The sequence below is a fragment of the Bradyrhizobium sp. 187 genome (assembly GCF_023101005.1).
Classification (GTDB): domain Bacteria; phylum Pseudomonadota; class Alphaproteobacteria; order Rhizobiales; family Xanthobacteraceae; genus Bradyrhizobium; species Bradyrhizobium canariense_D.
In genome coordinates this window covers 3,030,547-3,056,736 of record NZ_CP064693.1, presented here as the reverse complement: position 1 = coordinate 3,056,736, position 26,190 = coordinate 3,030,547, and the positions used below count along the sequence as shown (strand labels likewise).

The 26,190-nt window shown below is 62.6% G+C and carries 27 protein-coding genes and 2 pseudogenes; 15 read left to right on the top strand and 14 right to left on the bottom strand.

The window, feature by feature from the left end; translation table 11 throughout:
- Nucleotides 1–26: 26 nt before the first annotated feature.
- A complete protein-coding gene (locus IVB19_RS14360; RefSeq protein WP_018459381.1) occupies nt 27–1,682 on the top strand; it encodes a TRAP transporter large permease in 1,656 nt (551 codons plus the stop codon).
- Between the two features lie 78 nt (nt 1,683–1,760).
- Here IVB19_RS14360 and IVB19_RS14355 read toward each other — a convergent pair whose 3' ends face one another.
- The gene (locus IVB19_RS14355) at nt 1,761–2,849 is read right to left on the bottom strand and encodes a TRAP transporter substrate-binding protein (protein ID WP_247821535.1); all 1,089 of its coding nucleotides are present in this window, start codon (nt 2,847–2,849) and stop codon (nt 1,761–1,763) included.
- Nucleotides 2,850–3,129: 280 nt separating this feature from the next.
- Between IVB19_RS14355 and IVB19_RS14350 the strand changes: the two genes are divergently transcribed.
- A complete protein-coding gene (locus IVB19_RS14350; RefSeq protein ID WP_247821534.1) occupies nt 3,130–4,431 on the top strand; it encodes a M20/M25/M40 family metallo-hydrolase in 1,302 nt (433 codons plus the stop codon).
- Nucleotides 4,432–4,500: 69 nt separating this feature from the next.
- On the opposite strand, the gene IVB19_RS14345 is transcribed toward IVB19_RS14350, so the two are convergent.
- Entirely contained in the window at nt 4,501–5,910 is a 1,410-nt protein-coding gene (locus IVB19_RS14345) for a sensor histidine kinase (protein ID WP_247455826.1), read from the bottom strand.
- Nucleotide 5,911: 1 nt separating this feature from the next.
- The gene (locus IVB19_RS14340) at nt 5,912–6,586 is read right to left on the bottom strand and encodes a response regulator transcription factor (protein ID WP_007592584.1); all 675 of its coding nucleotides are present in this window, start codon (nt 6,584–6,586) and stop codon (nt 5,912–5,914) included.
- Between the two features lie 306 nt (nt 6,587–6,892).
- Here IVB19_RS14340 and IVB19_RS14335 point away from each other — a divergent pair, with 306 nt between their 5' ends.
- Both IVB19_RS14335 and IVB19_RS14330 read left to right on the top strand, forming a co-directional pair.
- Nucleotides 6,893–7,939: an alpha/beta fold hydrolase gene (locus tag IVB19_RS14335; RefSeq protein ID WP_247338107.1), complete on the top strand. Its 1,047-nt coding sequence runs from the start codon at nt 6,893–6,895 to the stop codon at nt 7,937–7,939.
- Nucleotides 7,940–8,145: 206 nt separating this feature from the next.
- Nucleotides 8,146–9,147 carry a sensor histidine kinase gene (locus tag IVB19_RS14330; protein ID WP_247338108.1) on the top strand — a complete coding sequence of 334 codons (1,002 nt, stop codon included), beginning with the start codon at nt 8,146–8,148 and terminating at the stop codon, nt 9,145–9,147.
- Between the two features lie 57 nt (nt 9,148–9,204).
- Here IVB19_RS14330 and IVB19_RS14325 read toward each other — a convergent pair whose 3' ends face one another.
- The 4 genes from IVB19_RS14325 to IVB19_RS14310 form a co-directional block, all read right to left on the bottom strand.
- A complete protein-coding gene (locus IVB19_RS14325) occupies nt 9,205–9,549 on the bottom strand; it encodes a YunG family protein (protein WP_085353024.1) in 345 nt (114 codons plus the stop codon).
- Between the two features lie 379 nt (nt 9,550–9,928).
- On the bottom strand, nt 9,929–11,020 hold the full coding sequence (locus IVB19_RS14320) for a TRAP transporter substrate-binding protein (protein ID WP_018459388.1): 1,092 nt from the start codon (nt 11,018–11,020) through the stop codon (nt 9,929–9,931).
- A gap of 218 nt (nt 11,021–11,238) precedes the next feature.
- On the bottom strand, nt 11,239–12,381 hold the full coding sequence (locus IVB19_RS14315; protein WP_247370871.1) for an Mrp/NBP35 family ATP-binding protein: 1,143 nt from the start codon (nt 12,379–12,381) through the stop codon (nt 11,239–11,241).
- A gap of 53 nt (nt 12,382–12,434) precedes the next feature.
- Nucleotides 12,435–12,872, bottom strand: coding sequence for a VOC family protein (locus IVB19_RS14310; protein ID WP_018459390.1), 438 nt, complete (start codon nt 12,870–12,872; stop codon nt 12,435–12,437).
- 182 nt (nt 12,873–13,054) lie between these two features.
- On the opposite strand from IVB19_RS14310, the gene IVB19_RS14305 reads away from it, so the two are divergent.
- The 5 genes from IVB19_RS14305 to IVB19_RS14285 all read left to right on the top strand — a co-directional run bounded on the left by IVB19_RS14305 (nt 13,055) and on the right by IVB19_RS14285 (nt 17,791).
- Nucleotides 13,055–13,927 carry an NAD(P)-dependent oxidoreductase gene (locus tag IVB19_RS14305; protein WP_247370874.1) on the top strand — a complete coding sequence of 291 codons (873 nt, stop codon included), beginning with the start codon at nt 13,055–13,057 and terminating at the stop codon, nt 13,925–13,927.
- Between the two features lie 22 nt (nt 13,928–13,949).
- Nucleotides 13,950–15,227, top strand: a complete 1,278-nt coding sequence (nhaD, locus tag IVB19_RS14300; RefSeq protein WP_247821533.1) for a sodium:proton antiporter NhaD — start codon at nt 13,950–13,952, stop codon at nt 15,225–15,227.
- 137 nt (nt 15,228–15,364) lie between these two features.
- A complete protein-coding gene (locus IVB19_RS14295; protein ID WP_018459393.1) occupies nt 15,365–16,960 on the top strand; it encodes a sensor histidine kinase in 1,596 nt (531 codons plus the stop codon).
- A 44-nt stretch (nt 16,961–17,004) separates the two neighbouring features.
- Nucleotides 17,005–17,208: a DUF1289 domain-containing protein gene (locus IVB19_RS14290; protein ID WP_085385590.1), complete on the top strand. Its 204-nt coding sequence runs from the start codon at nt 17,005–17,007 to the stop codon at nt 17,206–17,208.
- A gap of 28 nt (nt 17,209–17,236) precedes the next feature.
- On the top strand, nt 17,237–17,791 hold the full coding sequence (locus tag IVB19_RS14285; protein WP_085385588.1) for a TIGR02281 family clan AA aspartic protease: 555 nt from the start codon (nt 17,237–17,239) through the stop codon (nt 17,789–17,791).
- 33 nt (nt 17,792–17,824) lie between these two features.
- On the opposite strand, the gene dusA is transcribed toward IVB19_RS14285, so the two are convergent.
- The 3 genes and pseudogenes from dusA to IVB19_RS14270 form a co-directional block, all read right to left on the bottom strand.
- Nucleotides 17,825–18,820, bottom strand: a complete 996-nt coding sequence (gene dusA, locus IVB19_RS14280) for a tRNA dihydrouridine(20/20a) synthase DusA (protein WP_204510886.1) — start codon at nt 18,818–18,820, stop codon at nt 17,825–17,827.
- Between the two features lie 199 nt (nt 18,821–19,019).
- Nucleotides 19,020–19,109 (bottom strand): annotated as a pseudogene (locus IVB19_RS14275) (DUF3606 domain-containing protein); the annotation flags it as partial.
- A 59-nt stretch (nt 19,110–19,168) separates the two neighbouring features.
- The gene (locus IVB19_RS14270) at nt 19,169–19,309 is read right to left on the bottom strand and encodes a hypothetical protein (RefSeq protein ID WP_018459397.1); all 141 of its coding nucleotides are present in this window, start codon (nt 19,307–19,309) and stop codon (nt 19,169–19,171) included.
- Nucleotides 19,310–19,480: 171 nt separating this feature from the next.
- Here IVB19_RS14270 and IVB19_RS14265 point away from each other — a divergent pair, with 171 nt between their 5' ends.
- From IVB19_RS14265 to IVB19_RS14250, 4 genes and pseudogenes are all read left to right on the top strand, one after another.
- Nucleotides 19,481–19,939, top strand: a complete 459-nt coding sequence (locus tag IVB19_RS14265) for a YidB family protein (protein ID WP_026233798.1) — start codon at nt 19,481–19,483, stop codon at nt 19,937–19,939.
- 24 nt (nt 19,940–19,963) lie between these two features.
- Nucleotides 19,964–20,227, top strand: a complete 264-nt coding sequence (locus tag IVB19_RS14260) for a GlsB/YeaQ/YmgE family stress response membrane protein (RefSeq protein WP_018459399.1) — start codon at nt 19,964–19,966, stop codon at nt 20,225–20,227.
- Nucleotides 20,228–20,291: 64 nt separating this feature from the next.
- Nucleotides 20,292–20,630: a hypothetical protein gene (locus IVB19_RS14255; protein WP_085395844.1), complete on the top strand. Its 339-nt coding sequence runs from the start codon at nt 20,292–20,294 to the stop codon at nt 20,628–20,630.
- A gap of 237 nt (nt 20,631–20,867) precedes the next feature.
- Nucleotides 20,868–21,041 (top strand): annotated as a pseudogene (locus IVB19_RS14250) (ATP dependent DNA ligase); the annotation flags it as partial.
- Nucleotides 21,042–21,072: 31 nt separating this feature from the next.
- Here the strand turns inward: IVB19_RS14250 and rnhB are convergent.
- Complete coding sequence (gene rnhB / locus IVB19_RS14245; RefSeq protein WP_247821532.1) at nt 21,073–21,897, bottom strand: ribonuclease HII; 825 nt, start codon at nt 21,895–21,897, stop codon at nt 21,073–21,075.
- 257 nt (nt 21,898–22,154) lie between these two features.
- Between rnhB and IVB19_RS14240 the strand changes: the two genes are divergently transcribed.
- Both IVB19_RS14240 and IVB19_RS14235 read left to right on the top strand, forming a co-directional pair.
- Complete coding sequence (locus IVB19_RS14240) at nt 22,155–23,258, top strand: DNA topoisomerase IB (protein ID WP_085395841.1); 1,104 nt, start codon at nt 22,155–22,157, stop codon at nt 23,256–23,258.
- Between the two features lie 38 nt (nt 23,259–23,296).
- The gene (locus IVB19_RS14235) at nt 23,297–23,434 is read left to right on the top strand and encodes a hypothetical protein (RefSeq protein ID WP_018459404.1); all 138 of its coding nucleotides are present in this window, start codon (nt 23,297–23,299) and stop codon (nt 23,432–23,434) included.
- 169 nt (nt 23,435–23,603) lie between these two features.
- Here IVB19_RS14235 and IVB19_RS14230 read toward each other — a convergent pair whose 3' ends face one another.
- Genes IVB19_RS14230 through IVB19_RS14220 form a run of 3 tightly spaced genes read right to left on the bottom strand, consistent with a single transcriptional unit; the run spans nt 23,604 to nt 26,157 of the window.
- Nucleotides 23,604–24,443 (bottom strand): endonuclease/exonuclease/phosphatase family protein, encoded by an 840-nt coding sequence (locus tag IVB19_RS14230; protein WP_085395840.1) that lies wholly within the window; start codon nt 24,441–24,443, stop codon nt 23,604–23,606.
- On the bottom strand, nt 24,443–25,252 hold the full coding sequence (locus IVB19_RS14225; RefSeq protein WP_085352716.1) for a carbohydrate ABC transporter permease: 810 nt from the start codon (nt 25,250–25,252) through the stop codon (nt 24,443–24,445). Before IVB19_RS14225 ends, IVB19_RS14230 begins: the two co-directional genes overlap by 1 nt.
- Nucleotides 25,249–26,157, bottom strand: coding sequence for a carbohydrate ABC transporter permease (locus IVB19_RS14220; protein WP_094183382.1), 909 nt, complete (start codon nt 26,155–26,157; stop codon nt 25,249–25,251). The genes IVB19_RS14225 and IVB19_RS14220 overlap by 4 nt, the downstream gene beginning before the upstream one ends.
- Between the last annotated feature and the right edge of the window lie 33 nt (nt 26,158–26,190).

Sequence of the window (26,190 nt, the reverse complement as noted above, 5' to 3'; positions counted from 1 at the left end):
CGTTGGCGACGGTTTAGGGGGAAGTCATGACCGCGTTTATTATCGCCAATCTGGCGCCCATCATGTTCGCGACGCTCGTCGTCGTGCTGCTGCTCGGCTATCCGGCGGCATTTTCGCTCGGCGCAGTAGGCCTGTTCTTCGCCATCATCGGCGTTCAGCTCGGACAATTTCACCCGGACTTTCTCCAGGCCCTGCCGGAGCGCGTCTACGGCGTGATGAACAACGACACGCTGCTCGCCATTCCCTTCTTCACCTTCATGGGACTGGTGCTCGAGCGCTCCGGCATGGCCGAGGATCTGCTCGACACCATCGGCCAGTTGTTCGGCACCATCCGTGGCGGCCTCGCCTACGCGGTGGTTTTCGTCGGCGCCCTGCTTGCGGCGACGACCGGCGTCGTGGCGGCCTCGGTGATCTCGATGGGCCTGATCTCGCTGCCGATCATGCTGCGTTACGGCTACGACCGCCGCGTGGCGACCGGCATCATCGCGGCCTCCGGCACGCTGGCGCAGATCATTCCGCCCTCACTCGTCCTGATCGTGATGGCCGACCAGCTCGGCAAGTCGGTCGGCGACATGTACGAGGGCGCATTCATTCCGGGCCTGGTGCTCGCCGGCCTCTATGCAGGTTACGCGTTCCTCGTGACCATGATTTTCCCGAAGGCGGCGCCGGGTCTTCCCAAGGAGGCGATCGGCTTCCGCGAGGAGAGCGGCGACCGCGGCCTCAAGTCGCTCGGCGTGCTGTTCCTGGCGAGCTGCGTCTTCGGCTGGTTCATGATGCGGAATTCGGAGACACACGGCGCCGACTTCGTCGTGCTCAGCATGTTCTTCGGCATTCTCTTCGCGTTCTTCGTCGCCATCGCGAACTGGGTCCTCGACAAGCTGACGGGCTACCGCTTCCTCTCGAAGATGGCGCAACAGACCACCTTCGTCATGGTGCCCCCGCTATTCCTGATCTTCCTGGTGCTGGGCACGATCTTCATCGGCGTCGCGACGCCCACCGAAGGCGGTGCGATGGGTGCAGCCGGCGCCCTCATTCTCGGAGCCGCGAAGCGGCGGCTGACCTGGGACCTGATCCGTCAGGCTACCGAATCGACGGCGAAGCTGTCCGCGTTCGTCGTCTTCATCCTGGTCGGGGCACGCGTGTTCTCGCTCACCTTCTACGGCGTCAGCGGCCATGTCTGGGTCGAGCACCTGCTGACATCCCTGCCCGGCGGCCAGATCGGCTTCCTGATCTTCGTCAACGCCTTCGTGTTCGTGCTGGCGTTCTTCCTCGACTTCTTCGAGCTTGCCTTCATCGTGATCCCGCTGCTCGGGCCGGCTGCCGAGCATCTCGGCATCGACCTGATCTGGTTCGGTGTCATCCTCGGCGTCAACATGCAAACGTCATTCATGCATCCGCCGTTCGGATTTGCGCTGTTCTATTTGCGCTCGGTCGCGCCGAAGGAGCGCTATACCGACCGCGTCACCGGCAAACGCATGGAGCCGGTCACGACGGGACAGATCTATTGGGGTGCGGTGCCGTTCGTCGTCATCCAGCTCGTCATGGTGCTGCTCGTGATCATGTTCCCGTCGATGGTGATGCACTACAAGGGTGTGCAGTCCACCGTCGATCCCAACAGCATCAAGATCGACATTCCCCAGATCGATCTGCCGCCGCTCGACTTCGGCCAGCCGAAACAATAGCGCCCGGCCCGCCTACAAAAAGAAACCCGGAGCGAAAGCTCCGGGTTTTTTCGTTTGGGCCGATCGTGCGCTCTGCGATCAGCTCTGCGAGTTGCGCGCCATGAAGTTGTCATAGCCGACTTCGGCGACCTGGAACCACTGATATCCGTTGTTCGAGAACGCGGTCAGCGATTCGTAGACCTTCTTGAAATCCGGGTTGGTGGCCGAGACTTCGGTGTGCAGCTCCTTTGACGCCTTGAAGCAGGCCTGCATGACCTCGGGCGAGAACGGATGCAGCTTGGCACCGGCCGCGAGCAGGCGCCGCAACGCCGGCGGATTGGACTGGTCGTACTTCGCCATCATCCAGTTGTTGGCGTAGTGCCCCGCCTGCTCGAGGATGCTCTGGTAGTGCTTCGGCAGCGCATTCCACTTGTCCTGGTTGACGAAGGCGAGAAGCATGGGCCCGCCTTCCCACCAGCCCGGGAAGTAATAATGCGGCGCGACTTTCACGAAGCCGAGCTTCTCGTCGTCATAGGGCCCGACCCATTCCGCTGCGTCGATGGTGCCCTTCTCCAGCGCCGGATAGATGTCGCCACCGGCGATCTGCTGCGGCACCGCGCCGAGTTTGGCCATCACTTTTCCGGCGAAGCCGCCGATGCGGAATTTCAACCCGCTGAAGTCCTGGGGCGTCTTGACCTCCTTGCGGAACCAGCCACCCATCTGACAGCCGGTGTTGCCAGCAAGCAGCGAGACGACGTTGTACTTCTTGTAGAACTCGTTGAGAATCTCCCTGCCGCCGCCCAGCATGTACCAGGCCTGGTTGATGCGCATGTTCGGTCCGAACGGCACGGCCGAGCCGAAGGTGAAGGTCGGGTCCTTGCCGAAATAATAATAAGACGCGGTGTGGCCGATTTCGCAGGTGCCGTTCTGCACGGCATCGAGCACCTGAAGGCCCGGCACGATCTCGCCGCCGGCAAATGTCTGAATCTGGAATTTGTTGTCGGTCGCTTCCGCGACCATCTTGGCCATCATCTCGGCGCCGCCATAGAGCGTGTCGAGCGATTTCGGCCAGCTCGTCGGCATGCGCCATTTGATCTCGGGCGTCGTCTGCGCGATCGCTGGAGCGGCGAGCGTGGCGACACCCGCCGCACCAAGCCCGGTGACCTTGATGAAATCTCGTCTTTTCATGATGTCCTACCCTGATGGATTGTGACGGTGGGCCTTCTTGCCGAGGCTTGGAGGCCAGCATGGAACATGTGTCGTCCGATTTCCATCCCTCACGATGTGAGGCACGAAAATGCCCAGCTCCCGCGCCATCCGGTCCTACGACTTTAGGCTTAGACGGCCCGCGGCCCTGGCCGTTCCCATCACGCCCGCCTCGGCCGGGCATGACGGGCGCGCCGGGCACGTGACAAGCGCCGGAAACACGGGCATACCGCGCCATTCCCCCAACCTAAGGCCGCCACGCATGTCGCGATCCTACCCTGCTCCATCGCTCGTTGGTTCGTTGATCGCGTCGCTCTGGCTGGGATGTGCGGCAATGCCGGCGCATGCTGAGCTGAGCGCGAATGTCATGGCCGACGTCCATGCGTTGGCACAAAAAGAGCAGCAGCCGCTGCTCGACACGCTGCGCGATCTCGTCAGCATCGAATCCGGCAGCAAGGATGTCGAAGGCCTTAACCAGATCGCCGAGCGCGTTGCCGGCCAGCTCAAGCAGCTGGGCGGCACGGTGGAGATCCTCGAACCCACCGACGTCTATCGCCTCGACGACACACCCGAGAAGATCGGCCCGGCCGTACACGCCGTATTCAAGGGCACCGGCAGCAAGAAGATCATGCTGATCGCCCACATGGACACCGTGTACCTGAAGGGCATGCTGAAGGATCAACCGTTCCGCATCGACGGCGACAAGGCCTACGGCCTCGGCATTGCCGACGACAAGCAGGGCGTCGCGCTCATTCTTCATACCGTGGCGTTGCTGCAGAAGCTGAGCTTCCGGGACTACGGCACGCTCACGGTGCTCACCAATGGCGACGAGGAGATCTCCTCACCGGGCTGGCGCAGCACCATCACCAGGTTCGCTGCGGATCAGGATGTGGTGTTCTCCTTTGAAGGCGGCGGTACCGACGGCACGCTGCGGCTGGCCACCAGCGGCATCGGCTCGGCCTATCTCACGGTGCAGGGCAAGTCGTCACATGCAGGCTCACGGCCCGAGGGCGGCGTCAACGCGCTGTACGAACTCTCCCACCAGCTGCTGCAGATGAAGGACCTGTCCAAACCAGAGCAGGGCCTGAAACTGAACTGGACGGTCTCCAAGGCCGGCACCAACCGCAACGTGATCCCCGCGGAGGCCACGGCCCAGGCCGACGCACGTGCACTTAAGGTCACCGATTTCGACGAGCTCGAGAAGACACTGCAGGAGAAGATCAAGAATCACCTGCTGCCCGAGTCCAAGGTCGAGCTGAAATTCGAGGTGCGCCGTCCGCCGCTGGAAGCCAACGACGCCTCACGTCGAGTCGCGGCCCACGGCAAGACGATCTATGGGGAGATCGGACTGCCCCTCAAGGTCGACGAGAAGGCGACCGGCGGCGGCACGGATGCGGCGTTTGCCGCACTCAAGACCAGCGGAGCCGTGGTGGAAGGCATGGGCCTGTCGGGGTTCGGCGCGCATTCCAACGATGCCGAATATGTGCAGCTCAACAGCATCGTGCCGCGGCTTTATCTGACCACACGCATGATCATGGATCTGTCCACCGGCAAGCTGAAATAGCCCGATCTTCCTTCTCCCCTCATGTCCGCCGAAGCCTTGGCGAAGGCGGATGCGGGAGAAGGTGGCGCGTCAGTACCGCACTGCGTTCAAATTAAGGTCGTCCGACTTCTCCGCCAGCCTGAACCGCAGCGTGAACTGCGCGCCGCCGCCGGGAAGATTGTCCACCGCAACCGTCGCCGCGTGATCATCCGCGACGGCGCGCACGATCGACAGCCCGAGGCCGGCGCCGTCGCTGCGCTGGCGGTCGGCGCGCCAGAAGCGGTGGAAGATCAATTCGCGCTCGGCTTCCGCGATTCCCGGCCCGCAATCGCGCACGCGCACCGCGCCATCCTCGCTCACATCGACATCGACCGACGTGTCCATTGCCGTGAACTTGATGGCGTTTTCGGCGAGATTGAAGATCGCGCGCTGGAGCATCACCGAATTGCCGTGGATCAGCACCGGCGCCTCGGTGCCCCTCAGCGCGATATCCTTGTGCTGTGCGATCGCGAGCGGCGCGATCGAACCGACCACCTCGGCGCAGACCGCGCGCAAATCCGCGGTCTCGCCGGGATCGAGCACCAGCGTGTCGAGCTCGGCGATCTCCAGTAGCTGCGCGACGATGCGGCTCATGCCCTCGATGTCCGCATGCAGCGCATGCCGTGCGGCGCCATCGCCGAGCGTCTCGATCCGCGTGCGCAGGATCGCGAGCGGCGTGCGCAATTGATGCGCGGCGTCGGCGGTGAACTGCCGCTGCACCCGAAAGCCGTCCTCGAGGCGGTCGAGCGCCTGATTGACGGCGGTGACGAGCGGCATGATCTCGCGCGGAATCTGCTCCGTCGGCAGGCGGATGTCCGTGCGCGCTGGGCCGATATTGCTCGCCTCCTCGGAGGCCTTCCATAGCGGCGCAACAGCGCGGCGAAAGATGATGATGTCGATGCCGAGCAGGACCAGCAGGATCGGAATGGTGATCCATCCGACCCGCCGGAAGAAGTTCGATACGATGTCGTCGATGATGACGTCGCGGTGCGCGAGGTCCTCCGCGACGCGAATGCGTATCACCTTGCCGTCGATGGTGCGGGTGACTCCGGCCCCGGAAATCGTTTCGGAGAGCGGCGGTGGCGCGGCCGCCGCAGTGCCGATCTTGCGCCGCGACGAAAACAGCAGATTCCCCCCGGCATCGCGAATGTCGTACTGGTAGCGGCCATAGGCTTCTGAATAAAGGCCCTTGAGACTGTCCGGCAGGTTGAACGTCAGCAGCCCGTCGGGCTGGGCGACGATGCGCTCGGCCAACACCTCGGCCTGCGCGCGCATGGCATCGCGATGCAGCTGGTCGATCTCTGAATTGAGCAGCCAGAACAGCACCAGCGGCAGGAAGATCGCGACCACCGCGACCGCCACGATGTGCAGGAACACGATGCGCCAGATCAGCGATTTGAACGTCGGCGACCTCCCATGGATCCCGGCGCGGAATCCGGCGTGAGATCCGATCCGGGCCACGCTATTTCTCCTCGGCCATGAGATAGCCGACGCCACGGATGGTGTGGATCACGACCTTGGCGCCATGCTCGGCGAGCTGCTTGCGCAGCCGCGAGACGTAGACCTCGACCGCGTTAGAGGCGACCTCGCCATCGAGGCCGAAGATGTGGTCCTCGACGTTCTTCTTCGGTACCACCCGCCCCTGCCGGCGCAGCAGGATCTCGAGCACCGAGGTCTCGCGCGCGGAGATGATGCGCGGCTGGTCGTCGACGAAGATCTGGCGGCTCTCGGTGTCATAGACGAGGTTGGCGAGGCGCAGCGAGCGGCCAAGCAACTGGCCCGGACGGCGCAGGATCGCCTCCAGTCGCGCCACCAGCTCCTCCATCGCGAACGGTTTTGCGAGATAGTCGTCGGCGCCGCTGCGCAGGCCGCTGACACGATCTTGCAAGCCGCCGCGCGCGGTCAGCACCAGCACCGGCAACGGCTCCATCTGCCGGCGAAGCTCACGCAGCACCGACAGGCCATCGCCGTCGGGTAGTCCGAGGTCGAGGATCATCGCGGCATAGCTGACGCTGCTGACCGCCTCGCGCGCTTCGGCAGCGCTGCCGACGATGTCGCTCTCATAGCCGGCCGCCGACAGCCCGCCGGCAACGAGCCGCGACAGCTCGGCATTGTCCTCGACGATCAGAAGGCGCATCGCATTTTCCCGCGGGATGTTCCGGTGTCACCGCACGGCTTCCGCCGCATCTTCGCTGTCTTCCATCATCCGGGGCATCTCGGCCAGCGAAAAAGCACCCGGCGGGCCGGCCGCTCCCTTCCGTCAGGTTCCTGTAAGCCAGTCCGGGCACGAGCGGATGAGGTCGCGGATGGCCCGGGAATTTACCTCCTTGGGCCCCGCCGCCGTCGGCCCTGCCGAGGAACGAACACCCCCGCGAACCGTTCAACTCAGCTGCAACATTTCTCATTTGATGGGGCGTCGTGCAGACCACCTAAGGTAATGCGGATGCGCCTTGCACGACGAACACGTTCCAGCTCCCTTCTATCCGATTGCTTGAGCGCCATCACGCGACATCCAGGCGCCGCCGCGTTTGCTGCCGCAGGTACCCTCGTTGCGGCTACCGCAATCATAAACCGGCGGCTCGCGAACAAAGCGAAACGCGATAATCCTCCGCAGGGTCGGTTCATCGACGTAGAGGGGGTTCGCCTGCACTATTTGGAACGCGGCAGAGGCAAGCCGCTGGTCTTGTTTCACGGCAATGGCAGCATGGTCCAGGATTTCGTCTCGAGTGGATTGATCGATCTCGCAGCCGAGAACTACAGGGTCATGGTGTTCGATCGTCCCGGTTTTGGGCATAGCTCGCGGCCAAGGCGCGTCGTCTGGACTCCGGATGCCCAGGCGGACCTGTTCAAGAAGGCCCTCGATCAGTTGGGCGTCTCTCAAGCGATTGTCCTTGGCCATTCATGGGGAGCGTCGGTTGCGGTTGCGCTGGCGACAAGACATCCTTCGTTCGTGCAGGCTCTCGTATTGGCCTCGGGCTATTATTTCCCGACTCCCCGCGCGGACAGCGCGGCGTCGGTGCTGTCCGCCCTACCGGTGGTCGGGGACGTCATCAGCTCCACGATTTCGCCGCTAGCCGGTCGGATGATGTGGCCCGCGATGTTGCGCAAGCTGTTTGGCCCCCGGCCGGTCCCGAACAAGTTCGCCGGCTTTCCGAAAGAAATGGCGTTGCGCCCATCACAGATGCGGGCCACAGCGGCCGAAGCGACCATGTTGATCTCCGCCGCATTCTCAGGTTCGAAGACTTATGCAGAACTCAAGATGCCGACGATCATTATCGCGGGCCAGAACGATCGTCTGATCGATATCAAGCAGTCGGTCAGGCTGCATGGCGAGGTCAAGCAGAGCAAATTGCACCGGATCGACGGAGCGGGACACATGATTCATCATTCCGCAACCGCTGATGTGATGGCGGCCATCGACGAAGCTGCTGCCGAGGCCGTGTTGACCCATGGACGGGAAGGCCCAGGCGTTTCGCGAAGCAACGCGTAATCGCTCACGAACAACGCCGCTGATCGCCGTCGGCGAACCTCACGGCTCGTTTGCGGAGGATCGCTTCTGAGCCAACTCGGGCGCGGGACCACACTTCAACCCGCCCTCTCGGTCGAACGGAGACCTTTTCGACCGGGTATGGTATCTGTCGATCGCCCGTTGGCCGAGGTGCCGATTGGTCAGATAAAGCGGGAAAACGAAGCACAATGGTTCCTAGCCAGGTGACGATGCCCTTGTGGCACGAAAAGCACCTCCGGGCTGCCACTCGCGCCGCCGGTGTCGCTCTATGGTCCTGGAACGTTGATACCGACGCCATCACCATGGATGAACCCGCGTACGACCTTTGGGAGGTGCCCAAGGGCGAGCAGAAAATTACGTTCGAGATACTGTCCAAGAACATCCACCCTGCCGATCTTGAGAGGGTGAGATCGGCATTTGCCGCTACTCGCGCAGTCGTAGGCTCTTACGAGATAGATTTTCGTATTCTGACCGGCAGCGATATCCGTTGGATTTCCGCGCGGGGCCAGGGCGACGATGCCGACATCGCGGATCGAACGATGTTCGGTATTTTCCTGGACGTCACCCAACGCAAGCAAGCCGAGGAAGCCAACGAGCTCCTGGCGGGCGAGATGAGCCACCGGCTGAAAAACCTTCTCACCGTCGCAACGGCGCTGACGCAAATGAGCTCACGCTCGGCAGCATCAAAAGAGGATATGGCCCAGGAGCTGACCAGTCGCCTGATGGCTCTTGGACGTGCTCAGGACCTTGTGCGCCCGATACCGGGACGAAATAGAGAAGGGACGCTTCTCGGAGACCTCATCTCTGTTCTGCTTGCGCCGTACGATGAGGAAGGAGCCAGCGTTCGTATTCGTGTCTCGGTCCCCAAGATGAACGTGGGAGAGGCTTCCAGCACAGCACTCGCCTTGGTGATGCATGAACTGGCAACCAACTCTGCGAAATACGGTGCGCTGTCCCTTTCAAGTGGCACCCTGGACGTATCGTGCAACGCTCACGAGGACGAGGTCGTGGTCAAGTGGACGGAGCGGGGTGGTCCCCCCGTTGTCGCTCCAACAAAGCTCGAAGGCTTTGGAAGCCAGTTGGTGCACCGAAGTATGGCCGCCCAGCTTGGCGGGACTATAACTTTTGACTGGTCGGAAGAGGGTGTGGTGGTCATCCTGCGCATGAGCAAAGACCGTCTTGCGAATTGATGTTGAGCTGATTTCCCGCGCCCACTCCTGTCACCCGTCTGCGATTGGCCCTTGGCTTTACTTCGTACGACGCTCCTGAAAAGCCTCTCTGAGTTCGGCCAGTTCATCGCTTGTCGCTCCCAATTCCACATCGGCACGGCTTGCAGGTAAATCCCTGTAAGCAATCGGCTGATCGAACTGGCTGGCCGTAAAGTCGTACCGCCGACCACCGATGCGATTGTAAAAATGGTCGCCGGCCGGCAGCGGCGTCCTCAGCAACTCGCCGCCGAAGAGCTCGTGAATCAGCAGCGAGGTGACGTTGCATTGCCCTGCCGCCGGATTGCTCGCCGTCCATTGACTGGCGGTTGCCAACGACCAGGCCTTGCGCAGCGCGCTTTGAACCTCATCGGGATCGAAGCTCATCATCAACCCCAGACCACCGAGGCGGAAATTTCGGATTATGCGATAATGCCTTTATGCCACTGTTTTGCCCGACGAGTCAAACGGGCGCGCTGAAGTACTCGCGCCTGCCCGCTTTGGCTGCAAAAATACGAAGTTGCCCTCGACCGCGCGATGCTCGGGCCTGCCTGCCAATTAACTCCATCGCATCAAGCTCTTGGCTGCACTCGCAGCGCCTTGTCCGCTCACCGCTCGTCTACTGTGCATGGGGTTGTTTTTCAGATTTTTTGTTGGACGCCCCGCCCATACCGCGGCGACACCGCCGCTCCGCAGCGTCGCCCCAAAGAAAAAGCCCGGCCTCGCGAACGAGACCGGGCGTGTCGTCTTGCGACTTGCTCGAAGATCAGCCGCGGGTGCGCGAGCGGATCATGAAGCTGTCGTAGGTGTATTCGGCGACCTGCCACCACAGATATTCGTCGGAGCGGTAGGCCTGCATGGCGTCGATCGACTTCTTGAAGTCGGGATTCTTGGCCGAGATCTCGCCCCACAATTCGTTGGTCGCCTTGAGACAGGCTTCCAGAACCTCATTGGTGAACGGGCGAAGCTGCGTTCCGCCGGCGACCAGACGCTTCAGCGCGCCGGGGTTCACCATGTCGTAGCGCGCGGCCATCCAGGTGTTGGTGTTGACGGTCGCGTTGGTGAGGATCGCCTGATAGTTCTTCGGCAGCTCGTTCCACTTGTCGATGTTGGCGAAGGCGTGAACGGTCGGACCGCCTTCCCAGAAGCCCGGGTAGTAGTAGTACTTGGCGACCTTGGCGAAGCCGAGCTTCTCGTCATCGTAGGGACCGACCCATTCGGCCGCGTCGATGGTGCCCTTCTCGAGCGACGGATAGATGTCGCCGCCGGCGAGCTGCTGCGGCACCACGCCGACCTTCTGAAGCACCTGGCCGGCAATGCCGCCGATGCGCATCTTCAGGCCCGACAGGTCGGCAACGGTCTTGATCTCCTTGCGGAACCAGCCGCCCATCTGGGTGCCGGTGTTGCCGCAGGGGAAGCCCACCACGTTCGTCTTCTTGAAGAACTCGTTGGCGAGCTCGTTGCCGCCGCCTTGGTACAGCCAGGAATTCTGCTGGCGTGCATTCAGCCCGAAAGGCACCGACGCGAAAATCGCGAAGGTCGGGTCTTTGCCGACGTAATAATACGACACCGTGTGGCACATCTCGACGGTGCCCTTCTGGGTCGCATCCAGCGCCTGCAGGCCCGGGACGATTTCACCCGCCTGGAAGACCTGAATCTGAAACTTGTTGTCGGTCATCTCGGCGACGTACTTCGCCATCTGCTCGGCACCGCCATAGATGGTGTCGAGCGACTTCGGGAAGCTCGACGTCAGGCGCCACTTGATCTCGGGCGAGGACTGCGCGATCGCCGGCGAGGCCACCGCGGCGGTCGCCGCCGCGCCGGCTGCCGACACTTTCAGGAAATCACGACGCTTCATCTTCAGTCTCTCCTTGTTGGGGCGTTTCCCCTAACTTCCTCTTTGCTGCCGCTCATTCCGGCGACGCGTTCTTGGGCCGCGTCGAACCGAAGGGGCTTGACTGCCGTGGGCCTTTAACACGGAAGCCCCGCTTTCGAAACGCGACATTGGCATGACAGGGCTCTACGAAAGTCGCATGTCCCCAAGGTATTGGTTTCAAGGGATCGGCTTGGATCCGCTTAGGCCGCGGCGATGACGCCCTTGAGCTGGTCCCGCACCTGTCCCGCAATGGCGCGGTAGATCGCCGCATGGGGACCATCCGGCTCGCTGTCCACCACGGGCGTGCCCGCATCCGAGGTGGCGCGAATCGCCATGTGCAGGGGGATCTCGCCCAGGAATGGTACCCCGAGCTTCTCGGCCTCGTGGCGCGCGCCGCCATGGCCGAAAATGTCGGATTTCGTGCCGCATTGCGGGCACTGGAAATAGCTCATGTTCTCGACGATGCCGAGCACGGGCACGTTGACCTTCTTGAACATCGCAAGCCCCCGCCTTGCGTCGATCAGCGACAAGTCCTGCGGGGTCGAGACGATCACGGCGCCCTTCAAAGGGACGTTCTGCGCCAGCGTGAGCTGGGCATCGCCGGTGCCTGGCGGCATGTCGACGACGAGCACATCGAGCTGGCCCCATACGACGTCGCGCAGCATCTGCGTCACTGCCGACATCACCATCGGCCCGCGCCAGATCATCGCGGTCTCTTCCTCCACCAGGAAGCCGATCGACATGATGGCCAGGCCAAAGCGCTTGAGCGGAATCATCTTGCGCTCGTCGTTCAGCTCCGGCTTCTCATGCAGGCCCGTCAGCCGCGGCACCGATGGGCCGTAGATGTCGGCATCGAGCAGCCCGACCTTGAGGCCGAGATCGCGCAGACCGAGTGCCAGGTTGAGCGCGGTGGTGGATTTGCCGACACCGCCCTTGCCCGAGGCGACCGCGATCACGGCCGCGACGCCCGGAATCTCGGACTGCCGCGCCATCGGCGATTGGGCGCCGCCCTGCGGCGGCGGCTTGTGGGCGTGGACGGGCTGCACGCCCGGCGTGCCGCGGCTGGGAGTTGGCGGCGGTGGCGGCGCCGCGCCGGCCTTCCGCTCGGCGGTCAGCGCCACCATGACGGTGGTGACGCCGGGAATGGCGCGCACCGCGGCCTCGGCCTCGGCCCGGACGGATTCCCAGGCTCGCGCTTCGGCGGCATCGACATTGATCGAGAAGAACACCTTGCCGTCGGCCGCGCTGATCGCGCTCAGCACATTGGCATTGGTGAGCGCGACCCCGCGGGGCGACTTGATCCTGGCGAGGCTGTCGAGAACCTGTTGCTGCGTCACGCTCAAAGCGCATCTCCTAGAATTCAAGATGCCCCATTAGAGCGGAAACGCCCAAAAGGCTACTGCCTGCCGATATCGTCAGCCATCTCGGCGGGCGCGGCCCCCTGCTCCAGGGCCGCCTCGTAGTTGAGCTCGATCATGACCCCGTTGGGGTCGTGGACGAAGATCTGCCAGAGCTCACCGCCGGGCACTTGGCGGGAGTCGAACTTCATCCCCTTTGAGGCCAGCCGCTGCTTCATGCCGTCAAACCCGCGGCTGGCGAAGGCGACGTGGTGGACAACGCCGGAATCCGGCTTTTGTGGCTCGGCAGTCGGAGAAATATCGACGAGGTGCACCACCGGCTTTCCCTCGCTGTACATCCAGGCGCCGGGGAAGGCGAAATTCGGCCGGGCGCCTTTTTCCAGGCCCAGCACGTCCTCGTAGAAGCGGACGGTTTCGGCCAGATTCCGGGTCCGGACATTGAAATGATCGAGCACGCCCACGCTTACGCCGCCCATGCCTTCGCTCCCTTTTTTTGAAGTCCTTAGGTCCACCATCCTAACACAGGCGGGGGCCAAACGAACCCGTTGCCCTCCGGCCTCAAGGGTTTATGGTGCGCCCGATCTGCCGCAATGGCGGAACCGGACGGCCCTCGCCCGGCAAGAACCGTAAAACCCAAACTACGGACAAGGTACTACAGATGACTAAAGTCGCTTTCCTCGGTCTCGGCGTGATGGGCTTCCCCATGGCCGGACACCTCGTGAAAAAAGGGGGCCATGAGGTCACCGTCTATAACCGCACCGCGGCCAAGGCGAAGGAGTGGGCGGACAAGTTCGGCGGCAAGACCGCGGCGACCCCGAAGGCCGCGGCCGAGGGCCAGGATTTCGTGATGTGCTGCGTCGGCAACGATAACGATCTGCGCGCGGTCACGATCGGTGCCGACGGCGCGTTTGCCGGCATGAAGAAGGGTGCAACCTTCGTCGACCACACCACCGCTTCCGCCGAGGTCGCGCGTGAGCTCGATGCGGCCGCGACCAAGGCCGGCTTCAAGTTCATCGACGCACCCGTGTCCGGCGGCCAGGCCGGCGCCGAGAACGGCGTGCTGACGGTGATGTGCGGCGGCGCGCAGGACGCCTATGCCGGCGCCGAGCCGATCATCACAGGCGCCTATGCGCGGATGTGCAAATTGCTGGGGCCCGCCGGCTCCGGCCAGCTGACCAAAATGGTCAACCAGATCTGCATCGCCGGCCTCGTCCAGGGCCTCTCCGAGGGTATTCACTTCGCCAAGAAAAGTGGCCTTGACGTCGCCGCCGTGATCGAAACCATCTCCAAGGGCGCCGCGCAGTCCTGGCAGATGGAGAACCGCTACAAGACCATGAACGAGGACAAATACGATTTCGGCTTCGCGGTCGAATGGATGCGCAAGGATCTCTCGATCTCGCTGGCCGAAGCCCGTCGCAATGGCGCCAATCTGCCGGTGACCGCGCTCGTCGACCAGTTCTACGCCGAGGTCGAGAAGATGGGCGGCAAGCGCTGGGATACATCGAGCCTGCTCGCGCGCCTGAATCGCTGACACCTCACGAAGTGATCCTGCCTTGCTGACCGCACTCGCCGCAATCTTCATCCTCGCCTATGCGGCGATCGCGCTCGAGCATCCTATCGGGGTGAATAAGAGCGCGTCTGCGCTACTCGGCGCGGGCGTGCTCTGGACAATCTACGCGCTCGCGACCGGCGACCACACGCTGGTCGGCCGTCAGCTTGACGAGTCCGTCGCTGCCACCGCGCAGATCGTGTTCTTCCTGGTTGGCGCGATGACCATCGTCGAGGTCATCGACGCCCATGACGGTTTCGAGGTCATCACCTCCCGCATCAGCACGACCAGCCAGGTCCGTCTGATATGGCTGATTGGCTTCGTTACCTTCTTCCTCAGTGCAATCCTCGACAATCTGACCACCACCATCGTCATGGTCTCGCTGATCCAGCGGCTGATCGCCAAGCGCGACGACCGCTTGCTGTTCGCCTCCCTCATCGTCATCGCCGCAAATGCCGGCGGCGCATGGACCGTGATCGGCGACGTCACCACGACCATGCTGTGGATCGGCGGACAGATTTCGCCCCTGAAAATCATGAGCGCGGTGTTCCTGCCCTCCTTGCTCAACCTGCTGGTGCCGCTCGCATTCATCAGCTTTTCACTCAAGGGCAAGACCATCGCACCACCGCCGAAAGAGGACGGATTGCAGGGCGTCGATCCGTTCGAGCGGAACGTGATGTTCTATCTCGGACTCGGCGTACTGATCGCGGTGCCCGCCTTCAAGACGGTCACGCACCTGCCGCCCTTCATGGGCGTCCTGCTCGGGCTTGGCATCGTGTGGTTGGTCGGCGAGATCGTTCATCGCAAAAAGGATGAGCATGTCCGCGGTCCCCTCACGCTTGCGAATGCGCTGACGCGGATCGACATGGGCTCGATCGTATTCTTCCTCGGCATCTTGCTCGCGGTCGCCTGCCTCGAACATGCCGGCCTGCTCTCCATGGTGGCCAAATGGCTGGACACCGCGATCGGCCGACAGGACATGATCGTGATCGTGCTCGGCCTGCTCAGTGCTGTCATCGACAACGTGCCGCTGGTCGCCGCGACGATGGGCATGTACGACCTCGCGCATTATCCACCCGACAGCTTCATCTGGGAGTTCATCGCCTATTGCGCCGGAACCGGCGGCTCGATCCTGATCATCGGCTCGGCCGCAGGCGTCGCCGCCATGGGGCTCGAGCGCATCGAGTTCCTCTGGTACGCCCGCCGCATCGCCGTTCCCGCGCTCGCCGGCTATCTGGCGGGCGCCGTGGTGTACATCGCGCAGCACGCGGCGCTGCATTGAGCGGCTCACGCCGGATCCAAAATTAACGCCGGGTTAACGTAATTCTTTAGCTCCTTAAGTCACCTCTTAAGGATTTCTTGCCAGAGATAGACAATGCAGAAGGCCCGTCCCGCGCGGGCAGGAATTGTTGTTGTGCGATGAGTAAACCCGCTGAAAAGCCCGAGGTTGTGCAGCTTCCGGCCGAGCCGGTGAGCGTGCCGTCGGCGAGCCATCGCCGGGCTGCGGCACAGCGGGTGCGCGAGGCGCGCGATAAGTTAACGTCGACCAGTGGAACCCGGCCGGCTTTCGATGCCGAAATGCTGCGCCAGTACGCCCAGACGCGGCTGTCGGCCTCCTATGTCGTGATGCTGCTTGTGGTCGCGACAGGCGTGCTGTTTGGGCTGTGGATGCAGCCGATCCCGGCCGCGGCCTGGACCGCCGGCATGCTTTGCATTCATGCCGCAATGATCCGCAGCTGCCACCGCTTCCTGGCCGAGCCCGCCTCGCCCGCGGCAACGCGCGCATGGCAGACGCGTTTCGTCGTGCTCGACCTGCTCTATGGCCTTTGCTGGATGGCGATCCTGATCCATCCCGTGCTCGACATGATCACGGAAACGCTGATGATGTTCCTGATGCTGCTGGTGATCGCAGTATCAAGCATGCTGGCCGCCAATCTGCCGATCGCCGCCCTCGCCGCCACCGCACCGGTCGCGGTCGCGATGGCGCTGAGCTTCGTGATGACTGGCTCGCTGGATAATTACATCCTGGCCGCGCTCGCCGTCGCCGCCGAAGGCTATTTCGTGTTGCTGGCTCACCGCCTGCACTCTTCGACCTTCGCCACGCTCGAGGCGCGGGCCGAGAAGGACGCGCTGATCGGCGAGCTCGAACAAGCCAAGGCGATCTCGGACGAAGCGCGCCACCGCGCCGAATCCGCCAATGTGGCCAAGTCGCGCTTTCTGGCGCAGATGAGCCACGAACTGCGGACGCCGCTCAATGCAATCCTCGGCTTCTCGGAAGTGATGAAGAGCGAGATTTTCGGCGCGCATGCCGTGCCGGTCTACAAGGAGTACTCGGCCGACATCCACAATTCCGGCGTCCACCTGCTCAACCTCATCAACGAGATCCTCGATCTGTCGCGGATCGAGGCTGGCCGCTACGAGCTCAACGAGGAAGCGGTCTCGCTGGTCGGCATCGTCGCCGACTGCCATCATTTGATGAAGCTGCGCGCCTCGAGCCGTGGCATCACCATCCACGAGGTGTTCGAGCAGGCGATGCCGCGGCTGTGGGCCGACGAGCGCGCGATCCGCCAGGTCGTGCTCAATCTGCTCTCCAACTCGATCAAGTTCACTCCGCAGGGCGGCGAGATCTGGCTCAAGGCCGGCTGGACGGCCTCAGGCGGACAATATCTCTCGGTGAAGGACACCGGCTCCGGGATTCCCGAGGACGAGATCCCGGTCGTGCTCGCATCGTTCGGCCAAGGTTCCAATTCGATCAAGTCGGCCGAACAGGGCGCCGGTCTCGGCCTGCCGATCGCCAAGAATCTGGTCGACCTGCATGGCGGTACGTTCACGCTGAAATCGAAGCTGCGCATCGGCACCGAAGTGATCGTCACCTTCCCGCCCGAGCGCGTGATGAGCGCGCTGGCGCCGATGTCGGATGATTCTCCGCCGCTCCAACCCGAGAGTTCCGCGGTAGCGGACGAGAAGCGCCGGCCCCGCCGCAAGCCGATCATGAGCGCAGGTACGGGCTCGTAACGAGGTGCTTGCAGACATGCCCGACCATCCGCCACTATGCCCCAATGAGCAAAGAAACGCCTTGCGTGGCCGTCTGCATGATCGATCCCAAGACCAGGCTGTGCTTCGGCTGCGGACGCACATTGCCGGAGATCGCGCGCTGGCACGCCATGGAGAGCGCGGAACGCCTCACGGTCATGGCGCTGTTGCCGGCGCGCATGAATCAGGCTGGACTTCCGCCCATCGCGGGATCGCCGAAACACACCTGATCGGTCGGCGCGCATCTGGAGATGCGCAATGATCCGGTCCCTGCTCGTTCTCATCATGCTCGCCTGCACGGCCGGTGCCGTCGTCGCCTATGGCGATTCCGACCAGATCGCGCGCGCGAGCAGCAAGGTCTCGCATATCTTTCGCACGCAGACCGCAGCGCCCGCGCCCGCCGTGCAGATTCCGCGCGGCCAGGGCGGCGAATTCGCGCTGCGCGCGAAGATCAACGGCGTGGCCGCACCGATGGTCATTGACACCGGCGCGACCTCGGTGGTGCTGACCTGGGAAACCGCGAAGGCGATCGGGCTGCCGCTCGAGATGCTCGAATACGACGTCGATCTCGAAACCGCGGGCGGTCACACCAAGGCGGCCCGCCTCACGATCGACCGCCTCTCCGTCGGTCACCTCGTCGAGAAATCGGTGCCAGCCCTCGTCGTGCAGCGCGGGCAGATGAAGACCAATCTGCTCGGCATGAGCTTCCTCGATCGCCTGGAGAGCTGGGGCGTGCGCGCCGACAGGCTGATGCTCACGGGTTATCCGGAGCTCCAGACCAGTCGCCGCCGCTCGCGCCTGGCAGTCGACTAGACTCTTGCAATCCGGCTCGTCATGCGATTACGGCTAGGCCGCCGCCTCCGCCGGTACGTGCGCACCGACACGCGCAATCGCTTCGCGTAGCACCTCGAGGCCAGCGCCCGGCTTCACCCCCTGCTCGGCAAGATGCCGGCGGAAGGCGCGCGCGCCGGGGACGGCGTGGAATGCGCCGACGAAATGCCGCGTCATAGAGTGCAGCCTCGTGCCGCGCGCGAGTTGCTGTTCGATGTAGGGCACCATCCCTTCGAGCGCATCCTGCATCGAGGCATGCGGCGCCGCCTCGCCGAAAATGTCGGTATCGACCGAGAGCAGCCGCCACGGCTCCTGATAGGCGGCTCGTCCAAGCATCGCGCCGTCAACGTGATCGAGATGTGCCCTTGCCTCGTCGACACCGGGGATGCCGCCGTTGATGATGACAGGCACATCCGGCATCGCGCGCTTGAGGCGATAGACGCGATCATAGTCGAGCGGCGGGATGTCGCGATTCTCCTTCGGTGACAAACCGCTGAGCCATGCTTTCCGGGCATGTACGATCAGCGCATCGCAGCCGGAGTCAACGACTGCGTGCGCAAGGTTGTCGAGCGCGACTTCGGGATCCTGGTCGTCGATCCCGATGCGGCACTTCACGGTCACGGGCACGGCCACCGCACCCTTCATCGCCTCGACGCACCTCGCCACGAGATCAGGCTCTGCCATCAGGCAAGCGCCGAAACGGCCGTCCTTCACGCGGTCGGAGGGGCAGCCGACGTTGAGGTTGATTTCGTCATAACCCAACTCCTCGCCGATCCGCGCCACCAGCGCCAGCTCGCGTGGATCCGACCCGCCGAGCTGAAGCGCGACCGGGTGCTCGACCAGGTCGAACCCAAGCAGCCGCTTCCGGTCACCATGAATGATGGCGCCAGTGGTCAGCATCTCCGTATAGAGCAGCGCCCGCCTCGTCAGGTGACGGTGGAACACCCGGCAATGCCGGTCGGTCCAATCCATCATGGGCGCCACGGAAAAGCGATATTCTTGATATTCCAAGTAGTTATCCTATCCTTACAATGGACTAGAGCAGGAACAAGTGCACACGTGTGCACTCCAAACTAGCCAAAATTGCACACGTTTGTACCGCGTTTGATCTCCCGGTGCACACTAGCGCACATGAAATCCGGGTGGAGCGCACACGCGGTGCCGACCTTTAAGAAGCTCAAGTCGGGCAGCTGGCGCGTTCAAGTCAGGAGGAATCGTATCGCACTTCGTAGTCCTGGCCGTTAGCCACGCGGGCGCGATCTTGTTTGCGTCCCCGTGCGGTCTTCTTCTTCGCTGCCATCTGCTCCTCCGCCCGCGAAACTCATCGCGGTGCGACGCTTCAAGGAATCGCGAGTTCCTTCAAAGAAGCTGTTGCGAGCGCGAGGCCGAACGAACGCGAGCGACGCAGCATCGCGGCTCCAACTTGGTGGGCTTTTCCATTTTCAGTTCCTCGACCGCCTGCACGAAGGCTTCGTCGCGCCGCATGAGCAAAGCGGCCATTTGGCGCACGTCGCGCGAGCTGGTTTGCTCCGGACTTTCGCCCGGAGCCCGCTCCCGTTTTCTTGCAGATGCTTCTCTAGATCCTCCTTTCCAAAACCCACGGCTCGGGAAAACTGGAACTTCTCAGCCCAGCGTAGGTTGGTTGCCGATCGTTGAACTCAGGAGCCGAAAATGAGCCGCGGAATGCCATCGATGACCGCCCTCTTGGGTATGCTCGCAATCGCGGGGTATCAAAATCGGGACAAGCTGGCGGACATGTTTCGCAATGCGACCTCCGGCCAGCCGGCGGGTGCCAAGGATTCCCTGAGCGGCATGCTCGGCAGCCTTGGCGGCCTAGCGGGCACCGGAGGCGTGGGTTCGCTGCTGAACGGCGGGATCGGCGAATTGCTCGAGCACTTCAGGCAGAACGGGCAAGGCGATGTGGCTCAATCCTGGATCAATCAGGGGCCGAACCGCGAAGTCACCCCGCCCGAACTCCAGCAGGCTATCGGTCCAGACGTCCTTCAAAAACTGGAGCAGCAGACCGGCTTGTCGCAGCAGGAGATTCTCGACCGTTTGTCCCGAGAGCTTCCGACTGCCGTGGACAAATACACGCCTGATGGACGTCTTCCGGCTTCATCGGCGGGATAACACCACAGCGATCGAGGGAGAGACATGAGCATCATCTGGACGATCATCATCGGTTTCATCGCAGGCGTCATCGCGAAGTTCATCATGCCCGGCGACAACGAGCCCTCGGGTTTCATCCTGACCACCATCCTGGGAATAGTGGGCGCGTTCGTAGCGACCTATCTTGGCCAATCTCTCGGCTGGTACCGGCCAGGAGAAGGCGCAGGACTAGTGGGGGCAGTGGTAGGCGCCATCATCGTGCTTTTCGTCTACGGTTTTGTAGCCGGTCGCAGCCGTCGGGCGATCTAACCACAGTGAACGGAATTCTGCGCGTAAGCGGAGAATTCGCCCGGTGTGAAAGGCGATCGGCAAGATGAAATGGATGCTCGTTGTCCTGGTAGGAGGCATGACCCCGGTCAACACCGACCTGGTTTTCGACAAGTTCGCCGATTGCCTTGCCGCCGAGGAGCAGATGCGAAAGCACTATACGGACGCTTTCGAGGCCTGGGACCGATGGGCCGCGGCCAATATCGAGCGACGACGCGAATACTCAAAGGTCCGCGACCTCCAGGCCAAACGCCTGCTCAGCAACATCGGTACGTGCGTCCCTCATGCGGGTGGCGACCCCGCGGCGCTTCAGCAGCAGAGCACTCCGACACCTCCTCAAACTCCTCAAGCCGGACCTATGCCTCAGCCAAGTCCGAAAACGTGACGTCTGAACGTTTCGAACAGGCGCAGCCGCAAACGAATGTTGCAGCTGCGCATTCATCGCCCCTGCCTTCATTGTTCTCGCCCGCGCTGACCTTTGGCCTGCTGACGATTATAGGTGCACGCCTAAATGTCGCCCTGACGGACCTGCGGGCAGAGATGTCGGCCGAACTATAGCGCAAGCACCGGCTCAAGGCCCTCCTGCCGCGCCACAAGCTGATCGCGTTCAGCAAGCACCGCAGCCAAAGTAAAGGATGAGCGGGTCACGACCTGGGTGCATCCTTCGTAGGTCGCGGAAGTGAAATTAGCGGAGTGGACCAGCAAGGGCGAGCTGCGCCAGCCGGTCTATCTCGGCCTGAGGTCGGACAAATTGGCCGAGGACGTCGTTCGCGAAAAGAAATGGCCGCGAAAATAGTACGCCGAGACGAAACGTGGACCCCAGGAGTTCAACCAGCGGTGCGCTCGGATGCCGAAGGCCACGGCGGCAGGGGCGGCAGTCCGAGGGCCTTGCGTACAGGTCCGAACGACCTCCGGTGAGCTGCGCATGCACCAAGCCTGGCGAGCGCCTCATAATGAGCCGGCACCGGGTAGCCCTTGTGATCCGCGAACCCGTAGCCGGGGTGACGCACGTCGAGCGTCCGCATGACCATATCGCGCTCGACTTTCGCGAGGATGGAGGCGGCCGCAATGCTGGCGGACTTGGCGTCACCTTTAATGATGGACTGCTGAGGGATCTCGATTTCCTTCAACCGCTTCGCGTCGATCAGCAAGTGCTGCGGCGCCAACCCTAGGCCCCGGACCGCACGCTGCATCGCCTGGATGCCTGCCCAATAGATGTTGATCGCGTCGATCTCCTCGACCTCGACGAATGCTACACACCAACTCTCTGCCTTCTCCTTGATTTCCCTCGCGAGTTCTTCGCGAGCGGCGGCATCGAGTTTTTTCGAGTCGTCGATTCCGATTATCCGCGTGCCGGGCTTCAGGATCACGGCGCCAGCAGAGACTGGCCCGGCGAGAGGGCTCATTCCCGCCTCGTCCACGCCTGCCACGGCATGATGGCCGCTTTCCCAGAGAGAGGTCTCGAAGCGGAGCATCTTTCGCAGGCGCTGCCCCTCGGACCTATTTTCGGAGCGCCGTTTATCGATTGAAGCCAGGATGGCACCGGCTCCCGCGCGGGTGTCGGCCCGCAATATCTGCTCGACGCTGGCCTCGAGTGGTCTTTTCTCAACGACATAGCGCTGACGCAATACGTTTAGTGAATACTGGGACATAGCGGCCATCGTGAATTGACTGTGGGGTGGTGTCGGTGAAATTTGTGGCGATTGTCTGAAGTTAAGCTACGCCGCTCAACGACTGGCAGCGCCTTGTCGAAAGAACCGGACCGGCTCTCCATCTGAGGTCCCGCTATTCTGGAGGGCCACTGATCCACACCTCGCGTCCACCGACCTCCGAGCGGAACCAACCGGTGTCTTCATCCCTTTAGAAAGAGTGGAGCCTCGATCCCAGGGTGCTTCCGAGGGACCGGCCCATGCTCCGACAAACCAGCAACGAAGAAGAGGTTCTGGACCGCACCGCCGAGGTCGCGGCCACCATCGCGGAAGAAGGCCTCCGGTATGTCAGCGACTCCGCGCCGGGGTACACGCGCAAGCGGACTGGAACCACTTTCAGCTACTACGACAAGGACGGCAAGCGAATCACCGATGCCGCCGTCATCCGACGCATCAAAGCAATCGGCATCCCGCCGGCCTACGAATCCGTGTGGATCTGCCCGTCTTCGAACGGCCACATCCAGGCAACCGGGCTCGATGCGCGGGGCCGCAAGCAGTACCGCTACCACGCAAAATGGCGCGAGTTGCGCGACCAGAACAAGTACGAGCACATCATCCAGTTCGCGACCGCGCTGCCAGCGCTGCGGGAGCGGGTCGCCGCCGACATGAAGCGGGACGGACTGCCCCGCGAGAAGGTGCTGGCCACGATCGTCAGTCTTCTGGAGAAGACGTTGATCCGGGTGGGCAATGCCGAGTATGCCGAGCAAAACAAGTCCTACGGGCTCACCACCATGCGCCGCAAGCACGTCGCGGTCGGGCGCGGCGTCCTTCGGTTCGACTTCACGGGCAAGTCGGGCAAACAGTGGAAGCTTCGCGTCGAGGACAAGCGGATAGTCGCGATCGTGAAGCGCTGCGCGGAGATCCCGGGACATGAGCTCTTCAAGTACCTGGACGAGGACGGACAGCCCCGCACCGTCGATTCCGGCGACGTCAACGCCTACATCAAGGACATCACGGGCGAGGACTTCAGCGCCAAGGATTTTCGAACTTGGGCGGGGACGGTTCTGGCGGCGTTGGCGCTTGCCGAATTCAAGAAGTACGACAGCCAGGCCGAGGCCAAGCGCAACGTCGTCGCCGCGATCGAAAGCGTCTCGAAGCAGCTCGGCAACACACCGGCGATCTGCCGCAAGTGCTACGTGCACCCGGAAGTCCTGAACGCCTACATGTCTGGTGACCTCGTGAAGATGATTGATGCCAAGATCGCGCAGAAGTTCAAGCGCCAGTACGCCAAGCTCACTCCCGACGAGATCGTGGTGCTGGCATTTCTCCGCAAGCGTCTCAATTCTCTGAAGGCGCCCGCCTAGCCTCGCGTACCAGTCTCCGGACGCCCGCGTCCTCCTCGATGCTTGCGCGCACGCCTCGGCAGGTGCCGGAAGCTGTCGAAGGCGAACAGAAGCTGGCCGGCGTGCTTGTTATTGTCGGCTTGCTTGCCGCCTTCGCGCTTTCGGCCAAACGTAAAAGGGCATTGGACGCCTTCTGAATCAATCACGTGTTGGCCCACCTGCCAGAGTGCATAAATTCAGGCGCGGCTTTGGGGTCAGCCGCCGTCGCGTTCATCGTGGCGTGTTTGACCGAGTTCAGACGTATCGCGATGTAGACCGAGGAAGCCCCCCTTGCAACGACAACTTTTTAGTAGCTCCTCTATTCCTCTATTCCGAAACTTCGATTGCAATGGGTTGGTGATCGGATGCATCCGTCGCTTCGTTGACCTCGATGCTGCGAACGTAGCCGGTCAAATCTTCCGTCACGAAAATGAAGTCGCGGCAGTCGGGCCCCTCGGCCCACTGCGCGCGGTCGTAGATTCCGCAAGTCGGCGCACGCGCGCGGCCGGGACGATCGGCGGTCCATGCATCCCGATACGCCAGACGAGGCCGGCCAGATCGGGCAATCAATGCGTGCTGAGGGTCGGCAACATCAAAATTGAAATCACCACACAGCAGGCTCGACGCCGCGACGGTCTGACTTTCATACGGCTCATCGTGCCGGGAGCCGGCCTGCTTCGGACTCATTGACGCGTCCTCCTGCAAATCCAGCAGGCGAGCGATCTGTGCCTCGCGCTGGCCGGCCGAATGGAACTCGAGATGCGTGTTGACGACGCGGACCACGCCAAACGAGGCCTGAACCGTCACCTCCAGGGCGTGACGGCGCATGCTCCGCACCGCGGCTGCGGCGGGCCATGGCAGCAGATGGTTTGCAATCTGCAGCACCGGCAACCTCGACAGCGTCATGTTACCGAAGCGATGGAGGTTGCCATCAGGATCGACAGTTTCGATCGCGGGCCGGAATATTGCGGAGTAGCCGGGCAAAAGGGCTGCCAGCTGTTCGCTCTGATCCGCTCCATCACCAAATCTCGAGAAGTTCGCGCTCACCTCCTGGAAGCAGAACACGTCCGCATCGAGCGTCTGTCGAGCGACGGCAACGATCCTTGCCAGATCGGTCACGCCGTCGCAGCCCTTTCCGCACTGTATGTTCCAGGTGAGAAGTCTCATTAACGGATGCCTGCACGCATGAATGACTGGACGAACTGACGCTGGAACAGCAGAAACGCGATCAGCAGCGGCGCCATCGTCATCACGGTTGCCGCCGTGATCACTGACCAATCCACGCCGGTCTCAGGCGCGCCGAACACGGCAAGCCCCACGGTGAGCGGCCGCGCTTCCACCGAATTCGTGACGATCAACGGCCACAGGAAATTGTTCCAGTGATAGCTGACGGAGACGAGGCCAAAGGCGACATAGGTCGGGCGAGCCAGCGGGACATAGACCCGCCACAGGATTCCGAGCGGACCCGCTCCCTCGACCCGCGCGGCTTCGACCAACTCCTGGGGCACCCCCTTGAAGGTCTGCCGCAGCAGGAAGATGCCGAAGGCGCTCGCGAGATAGGGCAGCGCGATCGCAGGGATCGTATCGAGCAATCCCAGCTTGGCGATCGCGCGGTAGTTCTCGACGATCAGGACGTCGGGCATGATCATCAGCTGGAGCAGAACGAGGGCGAAAGCGATGCCGCTGCCCCTGAACCTGAAGCGCGCAAAGGCATAGGCGGCCAGCGTCGACAGGATGAGCTGACCAACCAGGATCAGCGTCACCAGCACCACCGTGTTGAGATAGTACCGAGCGAACGGCGCCTGGTTCCAGGCCCGGGCAAAATTCTCCAGCGTCCAGGGCGCGGACAGGCTGAACGACGTGGCGTAAGCGGCCGGATGCAGCGCGCTCCAAAAGGCATAGGCCAATGGGGCAAGCCAGATCAAAGCCAGGAGCCATGCTGCGACGGCCTCAATGGGGCGTGTCCGGCCTCTCATTGATAGTGGATCCTGCGATCGAGATAACCGAACTTGATCAGCGCAACCGAGCTCAGCAGCATCAGAAGCACAACCGTCAGCGTTGCCGCGTAAGAGGAATCTTGGAAGGTGAAGGCAACCTCATAAATGTAGTAGAGCAGCAGCGTGCTGGCGTTGTTCGGACCGCCCTTGGTCATGATGACCAGATGGTCCACCAACTTGAAGGAGTTGATGACTGCGTTGATCGCCACGAACAACGTGGTCGGCATCAGCAATGGGAACGTGATTCGGCGGAACGTGTACCACCGGCTCGCGCCTTCGATGGACGCGGCCTCTTCGAGGTCCGGCGAGAGCTGCTGCAGCGCCGCCAGGTAGAAGATCATGAAGAAGCCGGCCTCCTTCCAGATCACCATCACGATCAGACAGCTCATCACCGTCGAGGGATCGCCCAGCCAGTTCCAGCCACCGAGACCGAAAAGGCCGCGCAACTGATCCAGCAACCCGTAATCCGGCGTGTAGAAGAACAGCCAGATATTGGCGACGGCGATCATCGGCAGCACGGTCGGCGTGAAATAGGCCAGTCGCAGAAAGCCGCGGCCGCGTATGTTGCGATTGACCCAGATCGCCATCACCAGGGCCAGGGCAATCGAGGTCGGGATCGTGCCGAGCGCGAACCAGAAATTATTGACCAGCGCCTTCCAGAAGATCGGATCGGCCGCCATGGACCGATAGCTGTCAAGCCCGACGAAGGCCTCCGTGCCATTGCGGCGCGTGACGAACAGCGAATGCCGGATCGTCGCCAGAATCGGAAAGTGCGTGAATGCGAGTAGCAGGACGGCCGCCGGCAGCAGCAGCAGCCAGGCATTCACGGTGTTCCACCACGCTTGCGATCGGGCACGGCGCGGGGCTATTGGCGATGAGACCATGGAGTCGGACATCTGTGAGCCGGCGGGATGGCG

Coding starts and splice junctions, on each gene's coding strand:
- IVB19_RS14360 (WP_018459381.1), top strand. CDS start 27: ATGACCGCGTTTATTATCGCCAATCTGGCGCCCATCATGTTCGCGACG.
- IVB19_RS14355 (WP_247821535.1), bottom strand. CDS start 2,849: ATGAAAAGACGAGATTTCATCAAGGTCACCGGGCTTGGTGCGGCGGGT.
- IVB19_RS14350 (WP_247821534.1), top strand. CDS start 3,130: ATGTCGCGATCCTACCCTGCTCCATCGCTCGTTGGTTCGTTGATCGCG.
- IVB19_RS14340 (WP_007592584.1), bottom strand. CDS start 6,586: ATGCGCCTTCTGATCGTCGAGGACAATGCCGAGCTGTCGCGGCTCGTT.
- IVB19_RS14335 (WP_247338107.1), top strand. CDS start 6,893: ATGCGCCTTGCACGACGAACACGTTCCAGCTCCCTTCTATCCGATTGC.
- IVB19_RS14330 (WP_247338108.1), top strand. CDS start 8,146: ATGGTTCCTAGCCAGGTGACGATGCCCTTGTGGCACGAAAAGCACCTC.
- IVB19_RS14325 (WP_085353024.1), bottom strand. CDS start 9,549: ATGAGCTTCGATCCCGATGAGGTTCAAAGCGCGCTGCGCAAGGCCTGG.
- IVB19_RS14320 (WP_018459388.1), bottom strand. CDS start 11,020: ATGAAGCGTCGTGATTTCCTGAAAGTGTCGGCAGCCGGCGCGGCGGCG.
- IVB19_RS14310 (WP_018459390.1), bottom strand. CDS start 12,872: ATGGGCGGCGTAAGCGTGGGCGTGCTCGATCATTTCAATGTCCGGACC.
- IVB19_RS14305 (WP_247370874.1), top strand. CDS start 13,055: ATGACTAAAGTCGCTTTCCTCGGTCTCGGCGTGATGGGCTTCCCCATG.
- IVB19_RS14295 (WP_018459393.1), top strand. CDS start 15,365: ATGAGTAAACCCGCTGAAAAGCCCGAGGTTGTGCAGCTTCCGGCCGAG.
- IVB19_RS14290 (WP_085385590.1), top strand. CDS start 17,005: ATGAGCAAAGAAACGCCTTGCGTGGCCGTCTGCATGATCGATCCCAAG.
- IVB19_RS14285 (WP_085385588.1), top strand. CDS start 17,237: ATGATCCGGTCCCTGCTCGTTCTCATCATGCTCGCCTGCACGGCCGGT.
- IVB19_RS14270 (WP_018459397.1), bottom strand. CDS start 19,309: ATGGCCGCTTTGCTCATGCGGCGCGACGAAGCCTTCGTGCAGGCGGTC.
- IVB19_RS14265 (WP_026233798.1), top strand. CDS start 19,481: ATGAGCCGCGGAATGCCATCGATGACCGCCCTCTTGGGTATGCTCGCA.
- IVB19_RS14260 (WP_018459399.1), top strand. CDS start 19,964: ATGAGCATCATCTGGACGATCATCATCGGTTTCATCGCAGGCGTCATC.
- IVB19_RS14255 (WP_085395844.1), top strand. CDS start 20,292: ATGAAATGGATGCTCGTTGTCCTGGTAGGAGGCATGACCCCGGTCAAC.
- rnhB (WP_247821532.1), bottom strand. CDS start 21,897: ATGTCCCAGTATTCACTAAACGTATTGCGTCAGCGCTATGTCGTTGAG.
- IVB19_RS14240 (WP_085395841.1), top strand. CDS start 22,155: ATGCTCCGACAAACCAGCAACGAAGAAGAGGTTCTGGACCGCACCGCC.
- IVB19_RS14235 (WP_018459404.1), top strand. CDS start 23,297: ATGCTTGCGCGCACGCCTCGGCAGGTGCCGGAAGCTGTCGAAGGCGAA.
- IVB19_RS14230 (WP_085395840.1), bottom strand. CDS start 24,443: ATGAGACTTCTCACCTGGAACATACAGTGCGGAAAGGGCTGCGACGGC.
- IVB19_RS14225 (WP_085352716.1), bottom strand. CDS start 25,252: ATGAGAGGCCGGACACGCCCCATTGAGGCCGTCGCAGCATGGCTCCTG.
- IVB19_RS14220 (WP_094183382.1), bottom strand. CDS start 26,157: ATGGTCTCATCGCCAATAGCCCCGCGCCGTGCCCGATCGCAAGCGTGG.